The sequence below is a fragment of the Odoribacter sp. genome (assembly GCF_985060555.1).
In genome coordinates, this window is the sequence record NZ_CFKYFN010000073.1 from 1 (window position 1) to 14,593 (window position 14,593).

10 protein-coding genes, 1 tRNA gene and 1 pseudogene are annotated in these 14,593 nt (G+C 42.9%); 4 read left to right on the forward strand and 8 right to left on the reverse strand.

Annotated features, from left to right (window positions below; all coding sequences use genetic code 11):
• The 7 genes and pseudogenes from AC5RDS_RS09710 to AC5RDS_RS09740 all read right to left on the reverse strand — a co-directional run.
• A pseudogene (locus AC5RDS_RS09710) lies at positions 1 to 240 on the reverse strand (hypothetical protein); the annotation flags it as partial.
• A gap of 23 nt (positions 241 to 263) precedes the next feature.
• Positions 264 to 1,619, reverse strand: coding sequence for a site-specific integrase (locus tag AC5RDS_RS09715; protein ID WP_013611299.1), 1,356 nt, complete (start codon positions 1,617 to 1,619; stop codon positions 264 to 266).
• 200 nt (positions 1,620 to 1,819) lie between these two features.
• Positions 1,820 to 2,041 carry a DUF2795 domain-containing protein gene (locus AC5RDS_RS09720; RefSeq protein WP_009135471.1) on the reverse strand — a complete coding sequence of 74 codons (222 nt, stop codon included), beginning with the start codon at positions 2,039 to 2,041 and terminating at the stop codon, positions 1,820 to 1,822.
• 207 nt (positions 2,042 to 2,248) lie between these two features.
• Positions 2,249 to 3,112: a cation diffusion facilitator family transporter gene (locus AC5RDS_RS09725; protein WP_217778123.1), complete on the reverse strand. Its 864-nt coding sequence runs from the start codon at positions 3,110 to 3,112 to the stop codon at positions 2,249 to 2,251.
• Positions 3,113 to 3,121: 9 nt separating this feature from the next.
• Positions 3,122 to 4,900: a chloride channel protein gene (locus AC5RDS_RS09730; RefSeq protein ID WP_013611301.1), complete on the reverse strand. Its 1,779-nt coding sequence runs from the start codon at positions 4,898 to 4,900 to the stop codon at positions 3,122 to 3,124.
• A gap of 42 nt (positions 4,901 to 4,942) precedes the next feature.
• Entirely contained in the window at positions 4,943 to 6,067 is a 1,125-nt protein-coding gene (locus tag AC5RDS_RS09735; RefSeq protein WP_368317987.1) for a DUF4831 family protein, read from the reverse strand.
• Between the two features lie 11 nt (positions 6,068 to 6,078).
• A complete protein-coding gene (locus AC5RDS_RS09740) occupies positions 6,079 to 7,593 on the reverse strand; it encodes a bifunctional ADP-dependent NAD(P)H-hydrate dehydratase/NAD(P)H-hydrate epimerase (protein ID WP_013611303.1) in 1,515 nt (504 codons plus the stop codon).
• 93 nt (positions 7,594 to 7,686) lie between these two features.
• On the opposite strand from AC5RDS_RS09740, the gene AC5RDS_RS09745 reads away from it, so the two are divergent.
• From AC5RDS_RS09745 to AC5RDS_RS09760, 4 genes are all read left to right on the forward strand, one after another.
• Positions 7,687 to 9,246, forward strand: coding sequence for a peptide MFS transporter (locus tag AC5RDS_RS09745; RefSeq protein ID WP_013611304.1), 1,560 nt, complete (start codon positions 7,687 to 7,689; stop codon positions 9,244 to 9,246).
• An 88-nt stretch (positions 9,247 to 9,334) separates the two neighbouring features.
• Entirely contained in the window at positions 9,335 to 11,023 is a 1,689-nt protein-coding gene (locus tag AC5RDS_RS09750; protein ID WP_013611305.1) for a peptide MFS transporter, read from the forward strand.
• A gap of 121 nt (positions 11,024 to 11,144) precedes the next feature.
• Complete coding sequence (locus AC5RDS_RS09755) at positions 11,145 to 13,079, forward strand: SpoIIE family protein phosphatase (protein WP_215658481.1); 1,935 nt, start codon at positions 11,145 to 11,147, stop codon at positions 13,077 to 13,079.
• Between the two features lie 68 nt (positions 13,080 to 13,147).
• Positions 13,148 to 13,218: transfer RNA gene (locus AC5RDS_RS09760), tRNA-Gln, on the forward strand.
• Between the two features lie 147 nt (positions 13,219 to 13,365).
• Here the strand turns inward: AC5RDS_RS09760 and AC5RDS_RS09765 are convergent.
• Positions 13,366 to 14,568 carry a YncE family protein gene (locus tag AC5RDS_RS09765; protein ID WP_013611307.1) on the reverse strand — a complete coding sequence of 401 codons (1,203 nt, stop codon included), beginning with the start codon at positions 14,566 to 14,568 and terminating at the stop codon, positions 13,366 to 13,368.
• Between the last annotated feature and the right edge of the window lie 25 nt (positions 14,569 to 14,593).

Here is a 14,593-nt window from a genome sequence, read left to right on the forward strand (position 1 = left end):
CAGCGTTATTGCACATCCGATAGCGGTACTGATTCCCACAATGACAGCCGTGCCGGTTTCTGTTCCCCAAGATGGACGAAGCACCCCTAATCCAAGAAGGATGAGGATACCGATAATGGCAGTGAGCCCTACACCCCAGAATACCTTACGGCTGTTTAACTTGTATATATAGGTTACAGCCAGTACAATAAGGAATCCTGCTATCAGGATACATGCAACTCGAAATGGCAATGATATCATGTTTCTTTATCTTTTCACAGTGATTATATAGTCAAGTTGATTAATTCTCCGCTTAGTTTTGCCACCTCCGCCGACAGCGTCTCCGGCAGGAAACGGGCATAAACCTTCTCTGTAATATCCGTGCTGCTATGTCCGAGCAGACGGCTGACTACCGACATGGATAATCCCTTGTTCAGCGCAAAAACCGCAAACGAGTGACGGGCAGCGTGCATCGAGAGACTGAACGGAAGGCCGATCTGCTCACCGACAACGGCCAGTGACTGATTAATGCATTTAGTGGCATTGTTACGGGCTTTGTACAGTGCCTCCGCATCATCCAAATCCAAAGTCTCTTTTACAAGGTTGAACACATACCGGCATCCCTCACGTTTTTCCCGCCATTGCTGTAAGATATGTAATGCAGGTTCAGTAAGCGGTATGACATGTCGTTTGTTTGTCTTTATCATAATCTTCCGCAACTCTTTCCTTGCGAAGTCGATATGTTTCCATTGCAGGGTCATCACATCCACTACACGGAGACCGCAGGCGTGGAACGCAAAGAAGAACATTTCCAGAAATTCTTTTCTGCGCGGTTCTGTACAGGTCTTGTAATATTCAAGCAATGCCGCCATCTGTTCCTTACTGAGACTTTTGCCGTCAAACTCTGCTTCTTCTTCAGAAAGCGATACCTTAGTTACAATGCGCATATCCTGAATCCTTGCATTGACGGCAGGTTCCATCATCCCCATTTCACAGGCGTATGCACACGCTTTTAGAATCGGAGTCAAAGAGTGGTTGATAGTGGCATCACTGTTCTGCTTGATTTCCCTGCGCCATGATATATAGCTGTCTAACAGCTCCGGAGTCATATCGCCTACATAAATACTGTCAGAACGATAGGTTCCCTGTCGGGTAGCCCTCAGAAATGTCTGGAATATATTCATGCAGCTCTTTCCGTTTTCATACCGGCTCCTTCCGATTCTGTTTCTTGCATAGTCTGAAGAAAGACGTTCCAATGTAAACTCTACGAAGTCCTTCCCTTGATCACGACGCGCAAGAGGTTTGTCCGCAAGAAAGCCGGATACGACATCAACGGTTATCTGATTAGGATGTTTTTCGTTATATTCGGCAAGTAGCGAATCTATACGTTCAACACGTGCCAGCAATAACTGGTTAAGTCGTTTGGATTCACCGCCATGACTTGCACGTATTTCACCTCGTCCCTGATTACCGTTCTGGTTCCAGTCCGCAACCTTGACAAAGACATTCGTTGTCTTACGGATTACCTGCCTGTTCCAAGTGTATTCCAACTCGACAGGATAGGCTTTTTCCTTGTCAACCACTTTCGGCGTGCGAAGGCGATATTTGCCCAATGGATATAGTCTTTTCGGTCTTCCCATATGCTTTTCCTCCCAATTCAATATTCCTGAGGAGAAGCAAAGGTAATGTATTTTAGACAAACAAACCCAGTTTTTGAGAAGAAAAACCGCAATTTAGACAAACAAACCGCACCATATAACACCATAAAACATCAGCGCGACAAACAAATTTTCATTGTTTATCGCGCTGTAATTTAATAATTTAGCTTACTTATAAGCCGTCAATACTCGTCCTCGTTGAAGAAGAAATCATCTTTACTGGGATAGTCAGGCCAAATGTCTTCAATACTTTCGAAAATTTCTTCATCATCCTCTATATCCTGAAGATTTTCGATAACTTCCATAGGCGCTCCCGAACGAATTGCGTAATCGATTAATTCATCTTTAGATGCAGGCCATGGTGCATCTTCCAATTTTGAAGCAAGTTCCAGTGTCCAATACATAGCTATATAGTTTTTTTAGCGTTCCCATAAAATTTTCGCAAAAGTAAGTTTTTTTTGGTAATATACAAGTATAAAACAACTAAATTAATAGTAGCCCCCAATTTTAGATTTGCGATTTCCACATCTAATCTCCCCTGCTTCTCCTGACAGAGCCGGTTAGCGGGTGATTTATAATCTAGTTTTACAACGATAGAAGGGTTTATAAAGTTACATTTTCAAGGGTTCGATATGGATAGTCGCATCGATCTTCAATTCTGTTTTTATCTGCATTTCGATAAGGGTAGCTTTTCTATGAGCTTCCTCCACGGTCTCTTCCCCGGGCACTTGGATATGAAAAGTGAATTCGATATGGTCCCCATAATGATGAATGTGGTAATGATGCGGATAAGCCACATTTCCCATTTCAGCTTTCACGATCTGTTCTACTTTCCCGATCACTTCTTCCGAAGGCTCTTCTCCTAAAATTTTATTTACTGCTTCGCGAATAATCCCATAGGCAGCATAGAATAACATGAAAGATATCAACATGCCCAATACACTGTCGATCCACCAGAAATAGGGGCTGAGAAAAAGTCCGGCCAAAACCATCAGTGACGATAAAGCATCGCTCCGGTGATGCCATCCGTCCGCTTTTACAGCAGCGTTACCGGTTTTACGGGCGATATAAAAAGCATAGCGGGCCAATCCTTCTTTTAAGACAATCGAAGCAACCGTAGCCAGATAAGCCAACCAACCGAAATCAGCCGCCTCATGTCCCCTCAATTTTGCGATAGCGTCTTTCATAAACTCTACTCCGATCAAAGCCAACAGAATAGCGATAATCAATGCAGAGATTTGTTCCCAGCGGCCGTGTCCGAACGGATGCTCCTTATCCGGTTTCTTCGAGGATAATTTAATTCCAAAGATTACGACCAAAGAAGTCAGGGAATCTGAAAGGGTATGCCAGGCATCGGCAATTAAAGCAAGCGAGGCCGACGCAATACCGGCATAATATTTTAAAACAAACAAGAGTAGATTCAGAATAACGGAAACGAGTCCTTCCCGATACCCCAATTTTGAATGTTGATCCATATGATTCTATTATTCGTCGGAAAAATGTTGAAGCACCCTTCTGTAAGTGTTGAATATCTTTGCTTTCGAAACAAACCCGATATATCTTCCTTCCTCGATCACAGGTAAATTCCAGGCTCCTGTATCTTCAAATTTTTTCATAACCAGGTCCATCGAATCCGTCACATCGACAATCGTAGGTGGAGTTGTCATAAAGTCGCGGACAAAGGTGACATTGTACAAATCCTGATTGAACATGATCTTACGGATATCGTCCAGCAATACAATCCCCAGCAATGCTTCGTTTTCATCGATCACCGGGAAAATATTTCTACTGGAACGGGAAACTTTTTTCACCAGATCCCCCAAAGTAGCCTCTATGGATATCGTCTGTAAGTCGGTCTCGATGACTTTATTCAGCTTCATCAAAGTCAGCACGGCTTTATCTTTATTATGGGTAATCAGATCTCCTTTCATAGCCAGCCGACGTGCATAAATAGAGTAAGGCTCCATGCCCCGCCCCGTTAAATGGGCCGTCACCGAGGTTATCATCAAGGGCACCAGCAAACTATAGCCACTGGTAATCTCAGCGATCAGGAACATAGCTGTCAACGGAGAATTCATGACACCCGACATCACCCCCGCCATACCTGCCAATACAAAATAACTGACAGGAACCGTGATCACTCCGGTCATATTGATCAGGTAAGCAATCAGGAATCCGGTAACTCCCCCAGTGAACAAACTGGGAGCGAAAACACCTCCAACCCCCCCACTACCGTTGGTGAAAGCTGTAGCTACTACTTTGATAAATACCAAACCGATCACATACAAAACAACGACGAATGCATAGTTCCGGAAATCGAAAAAATAGGTATTGTTCAACAGTGCATCTGCATTATCGGTCAGCAAAGCTTCCAAAGAAGAGTAACCTTCACCGTAGAGAGGCGGAAAAATATAGATCAGCAAGCCCAATAATGCTCCTCCTACCAAAATTCTTTTGAATTGGTTCTTTATCCCGGTAATAAATTTCTCGATTCGGATATTCGTCCGGATAAAATATACAGAAACCAATCCACACAATATCCCCAGAATAATATAATACGGCACATTAGCCAAGGCAAAATGTTCGTGTACGGCGAATTCGAGGACCACCCCTTCGCCCATCAGAAAATATACAATAACGTAAGATGAAATGGCAGCAATCATCAAAGGCACCAAGGAAGCCATCGTCAGATCCAGCATCAGTACCTCCAGGGTAAATACGATACCGGCAATCGGAGCTTTGAAAATTCCGGCGATAGCCCCGGCAGCCCCACACCCGATCATCAAGGTCATCACCTTGTAGTTCATGTGGAAAAAACGGGCCATATTCGAACCGATGGAAGCACCGGTCAGTACAATCGTCGCTTCCGTTCCCACCGATCCTCCAAAGCCAATCGTAATTGTACTGGCAATCATAGAGGAGTAGTTATTATGAGGTTTGATCATACTATTACGCCGGGAAATCGCATATAATACCTTTGTCACTCCATGACTGATATCTTCCCTCACAAAATAACGAACAAACAGGGAGGTCAACCAAATCCCTATAAAAGGAAGAATAAAAAACAACAAACTTCCGCTATCTATCTGCAAACGCTCGGTCAGAAACTGGTGGGTATAATGGACGGAATTTTTCAGGAATACCCCGGCCAGTCCGGTGATAATACCTACCAGAAGACTCAGGATGACGATAAAATTCCTTTCTTTGATATGGCGTACCCGCCAACTCAAAAAACTCACATACCAGTTATTCCACCACGACATAATTCAAGTACTAATACCAATACAGATAGCCTGTATCAGCGATTATTTTTTCCGAATACTTTTCAAGGATCCGAACTGCGGATAAAATTCCAGCATCAACCCTTCGCTACTAATCACATCCACAGGAAATTTCTTAATTTCTCCCAATTGAGGAACAATAGCAGGATAACTCATTATTTCTTCTTTCCCTTTCAGTAACTTCAACGTAGCTGTAGCAGGTACCCTATAATAAACAGCAGCCGCTTCACCTCCTCCACTCACCGGTGACGAAGCCGGAACCACAGCCTCTTCAATCTTCAGAAAATAAGCCTGAGCGGCAACATTTTTCGTATCTGTCACTCCGTTTTGTTCAGAAAACCGGAAAGCGACAACCGGTTCGTTAGCCTTTTCCGGAATACACTGGAATACCCGTTTTACCTTGACAGTTTCTCTTTTACCTAAGAAAAGACTCAGGTAGTTTTTTTCCATCCGATCGAATTCTTTCAATATGATCTCTAAATATTTTCCATCAGGAACATTATTTTCGGCTCCCAATAATTTTACTCTTTCCGAGCGAATCCGGAAAATCTCACTTACTGCTTCTTTTACATTGTCAGCATCGGTCTTAACAGCATAATGTACGATCGGATCCCAAATTCTCTTCATCTCACCGTCCACCTCCTGATAAGTATAATTGGTATCCAACACTTCTTTCAGCTGATTATAAGTATTCAGTTTCATGATATCGATCCTCTCTTCGTCCCCCAAGGCCTCGGCGATATACTTCATCTCTTTTTTTTCATTGAAAACTTCCCCTTTACCGGCAGCGATACCTGCCAGAAAACCTTCAGCACTAAGGCTCAGTGTCACCGGCCAATAATCCCCGTTGGCAGAAACAGAATACACCGCCTTTTCATCCGGAATATACTGTGGAAGAACATTTATTTTTTTTATGGCCCATTTTTCGGAGACTTGTGTCGCTTCAGGACGGATTCCCAATTCTTTCTCGGCATAATTCTGATAGGGTCCGGGAACAAAACGTTCGCATTCCAAGATGACCTCTACTTCATAGGCTACTTTAGGTAAAGTATAATTTACGTTCACTAACGTAGTCAGTTCTTTCTTTTTTTGAGCTGCGGCAGCCAGACAAACCACCAACATTAACGATACAATAAAAACTCTTTTCATAGTAATTGTTATTATTTTTCTAATCTTTTCCAGGCCTCTCCCATCCTCTCGGCTATCATTCCGGCACAACATCCTCTCCGGCCTTCTTTTTCCGCGACACAATCGCCGGCCAGCCCATGGGCAAAAACTCCTATCCGGAGCAAATCCAATAAATTCAATTTATTGGCAGCCAAAGCCAGCAGCACTCCTGTTAAAACATCCCCCGCCCCGCCTTTAGCCATTCCCGGATTACCACTCATATTGAAGAAAAGCCGGCGATCCGGAGTAGCGATAACGGAATGAGCTCCTTTCAACACGATATGCACCCGATATTGATTTGCAAAAATGCTTAATTTATTTAATCTCTCAAAATCATTTACACTTTTTCCTGCTAATCTTTCAAATTCTTTCATATGCGGAGTAAGAATACAGCCTTCATGGAGTAAATCCAATAACTCCCGGTGTTCCGCTATAATATTCAGCGCATCTGCATCCAGAATCGTCGTCCCTCTCCAGGTACGTAATAATTTTTCCAATCCACCGACAGTCTCCGGTCCTTGCCCTATAGCAGGTCCGACAGCAATCGCATCGTAATCTCTCAGTTTACAGACGGCAGAAAACCGTTCGGCCGATTCATCCGGATCAGGAATCGCTTCCGGCACAGTCGTCTGTATCACCTCGATTCCTTTACCCGGAATATGACAGTACAACAAACCGATACCCGAGCGTACAGCCGCTTTAGCCCCCAAAACAGCCGCCCCCATCATCCCATAACTGCCGGCGATCAACAGTCCTTTCCCATTAGTACCTTTATGAGCAAAAACCGGCGAAGGAGGTAAAATCGCTTTTACCGTATCTTCTGTCGTATAAAACCAATCGGTCGGTTGCCGAGCGATGATTTCAGGATGTAAGCCGATATCCAGCACTTCCCACCGGCCGACATATTTTTCATTCTCCGCCAGCATAAAGGCTAACTTCGGGAACTGAAAAGTGAAGGTATACTCTGCACAAACAATGGTTTCGGGATCGTTCCAGGTATTATCCTCCCCTGCCAACCCGGAAGGAATATCGACAGCCACCACCCGGTTAACAGAAGCATTCATTTGCTTGATAATCCGGGCTGCCAAACCGGTTACCGGACGATTCAGCCCCGATCCGAAAATAGCATCGATCACGATTTCTCCCTTCTGTAACACCAAATCATCGGCCTGCTTTAATTCTTCCACCTTTCCCCTGGTCAACCAACGCCGATAATTCGCCTCACAATCGGGGCTTCTATCCTGGGTCCCGGCAATCCGGAATACTCTGACCGGCACTCCCCGCCGATTCAATAATCTGGCAATCGCATATCCATCGCCACCATTATTCCCATTCCCGGCAATCACGACCACTCCTGCAACTTCAGTGAAAATTTTCAAAAAACGATCTGTCCAAATCCCGGCAGCCCGTTCCATCAAATCCAAAGAGCTTACCGGCTCATGCTCAATTGTATATTTATCAATCGCAGCCAGCTGAGCCGTTCGAAAAACTTTATTTAACTTTTCCATAACATTAACTCAATCGTTTTAAAGACGAAAAATACGGAAATATTCTTACATTTGCGACCGAAGTGGATTAATATTAACTTAAATACATTATCTATGTCTAAAAATCATCCTAAGGGGTTGCTTACTGCAGCTCTGAGTAATATGGGAGAACGCTTCGGCTACTATATCATGAATGCCGTATTGGTGTTGTTCCTGTGTTCTAAATTTGGTTTAAGCGAAGCCGCCAGTGGTACTATTTACTCATTCTTTTATGCTGGCATATATATTTTAAGTCTTGTCGGAGGTCTGATTGCTGACCGCACTCAAAATTACAAAGGAACTATTAAAACAGGTCTTGTTGTAATGGCCACCGGATACATTATTCTTTCCATTCCAATTCTTGCTACGGCAGCCAACACCACCTGGTTGCTGACCCTTACCTGTTTTGCACTTTTCCTGATTGCATTCGGAAACGGTTTGTTCAAAGGAAATCTGCAGGCAATTGTCGGCCAGATGTATGATAATTTCGAAGCCGAAGCTGCCAAGAAAGGCCCGGAGGCCCTCAAAATCGCAAAAGACAAACGGGACTCCGGATTCCAGATTTTTTATGTATTTATTAATGTGGGTGGATTGATCGCTCCATTCATTGCACCGGTATTACGCCAGTGGTGGTTGGGTGTAAACGGTTTCACTTACAATGCACAACTTCCGGCACTTTGCCATGAATATATCAACAACGCCGCTGCCATGGCTCCCGAAGCATTGGCGAACTTGCAACAATTAATAACTTCAGCCGGAGGTTCCATTGTTGACTTGACCGTTTCTTGCGCTCAATATTTACAGATTTTCAATGAAGGTATCCACTATTCATTCATTGCATCTGTTGCCGCGATGCTGATTTCTCTCATTATTTTCTTCGTCTCTCAAAAAACATTTCCTACTCCTGCAAAGAAAATTGCAGCTCAAAATGTAAGTTACACACCAGAAGAAAAAGCTGCTATGGCGAAAGAAATCAAACAAAGAATGTATGCGCTGTTCGCTGTATTGGGTATCGTTATCTTTTTCTGGTTCTCGTTTCACCAGAATGGTATGTCCTTATCATTCTTTGCCCGTGATTTCGTAGATTCGTCGGCCGTTGCACCAGAAGTATGGCAAGCAATCAATCCGTTCTTCGTAATTGCGCTGACACCTGTCATCATGGCCATTTTCGGAGGATTAGCAAAACGCGGTAAAGAAATTTCAACTCCCCGCAAAATTGCAATCGGTATGTTCATTGCAGGAACGGCATTCTTGTTCCTTGCCGTTTTTTCTCTGATAAAGGGTTATCCCTCCGCAAACGACTTCAAATTATTACCCATTGCAGAACAAATGGCAAACAAAGCTCATTGGTGGGTTTTGATTGCAACCTATTTCTTCCTGACGGTTGCTGAATTGTTTATCTCTCCGCTGGGACTGTCTTTCGTATCGAAAGTAGCACCTAAAAGTATGCTAGGTCTGTGTCAGGGTCTGTGGTTGGCGGCTACGGCTCTTGGTAACCTGTTGCTTTGGATTGGCCCGCTCATGTATAATGCATGGCCGATCTGGCAATGCTGGACAGTATTCTTTATTGTATGTCTCGTGTCCATGGGAGTTATGTTGGGTATGGTTAAATGGCTTGAAAGAGTCACAAAATAATAACAACGCTCTAAAACAACAAAGTCCTCTAAGCATTCATTGCCCCGGGGACTTTTGTTTTTAACCTACTAATTTAATTTATAATATTATGTTTCAAAACCAACCTAAAGGATTGTATGCCCTGGCTCTTGCAAACACAGGAGAACGTTTCGGGTATTACACGATGCTTGCAATCTTTACACTTTTCCTGCAAGCAAAATTTGGCTTCAGTTCAGCAGCTACATCAAACATTTTTGCGGGTTTCTTAGCCTTAGTTTATTTTTTACCCATCTTAGGGGGTATCCTGGCCGATAAATTCGGTTATGGTAAAATGGTAACAGCAGGTATCATCGTCATGTTTGCCGGTTATACCTGTCTTGCTATTCCTACCGGAGGGGATGCTTTTGGAGTTGCCGCTATGTTCGGGGCTCTTTTCCTGATCGCATTAGGTACCGGATTATTCAAAGGTAATCTCCAGGTAATGGTAGGAAACCTTTACGACGATCCTAAATATTCAGACAAACGGGACACAGCATTCAGTTTATTTTATATGGCGATCAATATCGGTGCTCTTTTTGCTCCGACAGCCGCTTCAAAAATCACAGAAAATTTCATGGCGAAAGCAGGCCTTAAATACCAAGGTGATATACCTGCACTTTGCCACGAATATCTGGAAAAAGGCCAGCAAATGGCAGCTAATTCCCTGGACACCCTGACTCATTTCGCACAGTCACAAGCTTCCGCATTCAACGGAGATCTGGCAACATTCGCTCATAAATACATCGACGAATTATCACTTTCTTACCACTATGGTTTCGCAGTGGCTTGTATATCTCTGATTGTATCTATGTTGATCTATCAGGTATTCAAGAGTACCTTCAAACATGCAGATATCAATACCAAACAAGCTGCAGCAAGCGGAAAACAAGAAAATATTGTCGAATTAACTCCGGAACAAACCAGATCCCGCATTACCGCTCTCGTACTGGTATTCGCCGTAGTGATCTTCTTCTGGATGGCTTTCCACCAAAACGGCCTTACCCTTACTTTCTTTGCCCGTGATTATACAGCCAGAACCGCCGATGGCGCTATAGGTATGAGCTTTAATGTTTTCAACCTGGTATTCGTGATTACTTTGATTTATAGTTTGTTCTCTCTGTTCCAGTCCAAAGAAGCTAAATCCAAACTGATATCGGCAGTTGTCGCAGTTATTTCTGTCAGCATATTAGTCTACAAATATCTGTCGTTAGCACCGGGTTCTTTCATTGAAGTTCTTCCTCAGATGTTCCAGCACTTCAATCCGTTCTTCGTTGTTGCTCTGACCCCTGTATCTCTTGCTGTATTCGGAGCTTTGGCCAAGCGAGGCAGCGAACCTTCGGCACCCCGTAAAATCGGTATCGGTATGTTTATCGCAGCTTTAGGATTTACCGTGATGGCTCTGTCTTCTATGGGACTTCCCACTCCCAATCCTGACGGAGCGATTGTTGTAGCTAATGATTTACTCGTATCTCCTTCTGTTTTGATCAATACCTACCTGGTATTAACCTTTGCCGAATTGTTTCTTTCACCTATGGGTATTTCATTCGTATCGAAAGTAGCCCCTCCAAAATACAAAGGTTTGATGATGGGTTTATGGTTCGGAGCAACTGCAGTCGGTAACTATCTGGTTTCTATCATCGGTATGCTTTGGGGTCACATGCCATTATGGGCATTATGGTCTATCCTCATCGTTTTGTGTCTGATCTCTGCATTATTCATCTTTATGATGATGAAACGTTTGGAGAATGCCACGAAATAATAAAATTTCTTTTAGCATTAAAAGAAGTCTAAAAAACAATAATTAAATAACAAAAGCTGCTCTGTTCCGGGCAGCTTTTGTTATGATTATAATTATATTTGCAGGCAAAAGAAAGGTAAATATGTTTAAACAGATCAACCATTCCTTTGCAGCGAAACTCAATATATACCTTATTTCGTCGGCATTTCTATTATGGGGAATCGGTTTTTGCTTATTCTATCACTATTCCTCCAGAGCGATCGAGCACCAAGCTTACCTGAAAATCGACGAATCGGCGGAAAAAATCAATCTTAAAGTGACTCGTTTATTGAGGACGATAGAAAAGATCCCTGAAAATCTCAGCTGGATTATCCCTTCCTATGTTACTCATGCCGATTCGATTTATGCGATTACCCGGCAGGTCGTTTTGAACAATTATGAGATCTTCGGATGTGCTATAGCTTTCGAACCCTATTATTTTCCGGATAAAGGGTATTATTTCGCTCCTTATTCATACATGAGTGGCGATAGTGTCGTCACCACACAAATCGACCCGAAATACGATTACTATCAAAAAAATTGGTACCGGATCTCAAAAGAAAGGAATGTCTCCCGCTGGAGTCGTCCTTACCACGAACTTTCGTCCAACGATATTCTGACCTCCACCTATTCGGTACCGCTCCGGGACCCCAAAAATAATGTAATCGGTATTTTTTCGGTCGACCTCTCTTTGAATTGGCTGACCGAGCTGATCGACTCGGTCAAACCCTATGAAGACAGTTATAGCATTATAGTCAATCGGGAAGGAAGGTATATACTTCATCCGGGAAACGACTTTTTCACGGATCTGGATAAAGATATCCTTCATGAAGCGGAAATCCTTCAGGACACCAATGCTTCAAAGTTGGCGCATCTCATGATGCAGGGGCAAAAAGGGAAAGGAGTATTTGTCAACAATCATGTAAAATATTACATCTATTTTACACCCATCCTCGGCACAGAGTGGAATATGGCTACCTTGTTTCCTTATTCTCATATTTTCGACAAATTACACCGATTCACTTGGATCATCATTCTTTCTTCGGTATTATTTCTGGCTCTCCTGGTGATTATCTGTACTACAACCGTTCGTAAAATTACGAGACCTTTAAAAATATTCGCAGCTTCCACGCATTCCATTGCGGAGGGAAATTTCAACATAACTCTACCGGTCATCCACACCCAAGATGAAATGCTGGATCTTTATAATGCTTTCAGTGAAATGCAGGAAAAGCTTTCAAAATATATGAAAAACCTGGAAACGACTATAGCAGCTAAAGAGAAAATAGAAAGTGAGCTACGCATAGCACATGATATTCAAATGAGTATGCTTCCCAAAAATTTTCCTCCTTTTCCCGGTCATGAAATAGGCCTTTATGCAGTACTCTATCCGGCCCGTCAAGTCGGTGGTGATTTATACGACTTCTTTATCCATGAGAACACCCTCTTTTTTGCTATCGGCGATGTATCGGGAAAAGGGATTCCTGCTTCGCTTCTGATGGCCTCTACCATCAGTCTGCTACGTACGCTTTCCTCAGGCAGCAATTCTCCGTCACAGATTGCTTATTCGTTAAATAATAGTATTGCTGAAAGGAATGAAGCCGATATGTTTGTGACCTTCTTCATCGGAATGCTGGATCTCCGAACCGGAGTAATGAAATATTGCAATGCAGGTCACACTCCTCCGGTACTGACAAGTCCGGATCGGACAGTAGCTTTCTTTGAAATGCAATCCGATCTTCCTTTAGGTATCCTAAAAAATCATGATTATCAGGAGTACACCTACCGATTCGTGAGCGGCTCGGGTATATTACTATATACCGACGGCATTACGGATGCAGAAAATGAAAAGAACGAATTTTATACCCGGGAACGTCTTTTGGAGATAGTGACTCAAAATCAGGAACTACACCCCCGCGAATTTATCCGTTCGATAATCAATGATATTCAGTCACATATCAAATCACACGAACTATCCGACGATCTCAGTATGCTCACTTTCATTTACGGTAGTGAATGGAATATCAAAAAATCATAAAATATACCGGTTTTTCTTTGTGATATTTAAATAAAGTATTACTTTTGTGCCGTCATAAAAAACAACACTGTCCAATGGTGTAATGGCAGCACAACAGATTCTGGTCCTGTTTGTCCAAGTTCGAATCTTGGTTGGACAACTTCGAAAACCTGATTTCACATCAGGTTTTTTATTTATATGAATCAATCCTAAATTCTTGTTGTTTCACACCCAAATATCACCTAAAAAAGAGGGCTTTCCGGTTCATGAAAAGTGGAAAGCCCCAGGTACTTGATAAGTACAGATATTATTCAAACACAAGTATGTCCATAAGGGTTCCCTGCGTTTTCACAACCGGAGCAGAACTACATTGATCTGTTTTACGATTATAGGTGAAAATTCCCGTTCCATTTTGTTCCGTTGCCAAACCAAAAAGGATGTCATCCCCGTATTTATTTATAGCACAACTATATCCATTCGTGCGAGGAAGATTCAACGCTTTCATCGTACAATGATATAAATCGGCTTTCAAACAGTAGTTCGTTTTCTCGTTGATGTAATCAGGACTGGCACTGGCAAATGCCGGACAATAAGCCAGGACGTACAATTCTCCATTTCCGGCATAAAAGTTAGAAATAGAATACTGCAATTTGCCCCCTTGAACTCCTTCCACGTTCATGTCAGTCATGTTAAAACAGTAGTCCGGATCAAATTCCGTCGCCCCCTTTTTAATCCGTAATAATCCGAATTTCTGATCCGGAACATAACCGTAAGATCCCCAACAAGTCACGTAAAGATCCCCTTTTTCATCTATAAACATACCGCAATCAAAAATAGATGCCGCGGAAAGTCTCGTGTCATGAATGATCTTTTCCGGCGTATCGGTAGCCTCATCAATGATCAGGACATGCGCACCACTTTTACAAATAGGCATCTGGTCAAATTCTCCACATCCGACATAGAGTTTCCCATCCCGCAGGATCAACCCCAGCGGATTCGGAGTACTACTTCCGTCAAGTCCGTATTCAGGCCTGGCAACATTAATTTCCCCTGTTTTTACCATGGTCGTCGGGTTAAATATAATGATCTTGTTATCGTTCGGAGCGGATGCATAAGCTTTCGTGGCCGAAACGAAAGCGATAGAAGCACACATAGGAGCAGCCGTCGCCACTTCCAAACGTCCTTCCACTTTCAAAGTTCCATCATCTTGCCGGGAGTATTTTACAATCGTACCCTCCGAAGTTCCAGGCACGTAGAATACCCAATCACGATAAGACATCAGATAAGGAGTAATTTTGGTTTCAACCGCATTTGCGAAAGACATCGTTCCGGCCTTCATATCCTGTATAGGTACGATATATCCCATATCCGCCTGCGGTTGCATGTTAATACCTACGATAATCGATGCTTTACCCTCATTTTCATCATCATCTTTGTTGTCATCCGTACATGACGTTACAAACAAGGCTGTACACAGAAAAGCCCCCAGAATAAAGAAATTGTTTTTCATTGTGATTTACTTTATTTATATACTT

Excerpts from the sequence above, each read along its gene's own strand:
- AC5RDS_RS09735 (WP_368317987.1), bottom strand. The coding sequence starts at position 6,067 with ATGAAAAGAGTTTTTATTGTATCGTTAATGTTGGTGGTTTGTCTGGCT.
- AC5RDS_RS09750 (WP_013611305.1), top strand. The coding sequence starts at position 9,335 with ATGTTTCAAAACCAACCTAAAGGATTGTATGCCCTGGCTCTTGCAAAC.
- AC5RDS_RS09745 (WP_013611304.1), top strand. The coding sequence starts at position 7,687 with ATGTCTAAAAATCATCCTAAGGGGTTGCTTACTGCAGCTCTGAGTAAT.
- AC5RDS_RS09730 (WP_013611301.1), bottom strand. The coding sequence starts at position 4,900 with ATGTCGTGGTGGAATAACTGGTATGTGAGTTTTTTGAGTTGGCGGGTA.
- AC5RDS_RS09715 (WP_013611299.1), bottom strand. The coding sequence starts at position 1,619 with ATGGGAAGACCGAAAAGACTATATCCATTGGGCAAATATCGCCTTCGC.
- AC5RDS_RS09740 (WP_013611303.1), bottom strand. The coding sequence starts at position 7,593 with ATGGAAAAGTTAAATAAAGTTTTTCGAACGGCTCAGCTGGCTGCGATT.
- AC5RDS_RS09725 (WP_217778123.1), bottom strand. The coding sequence starts at position 3,112 with ATGGATCAACATTCAAAATTGGGGTATCGGGAAGGACTCGTTTCCGTT.
- AC5RDS_RS09755 (WP_215658481.1), top strand. The coding sequence starts at position 11,145 with ATGTTTAAACAGATCAACCATTCCTTTGCAGCGAAACTCAATATATAC.
- AC5RDS_RS09720 (WP_009135471.1), bottom strand. The coding sequence starts at position 2,041 with ATGTATTGGACACTGGAACTTGCTTCAAAATTGGAAGATGCACCATGG.
- AC5RDS_RS09765 (WP_013611307.1), bottom strand. The coding sequence starts at position 14,568 with ATGAAAAACAATTTCTTTATTCTGGGGGCTTTTCTGTGTACAGCCTTG.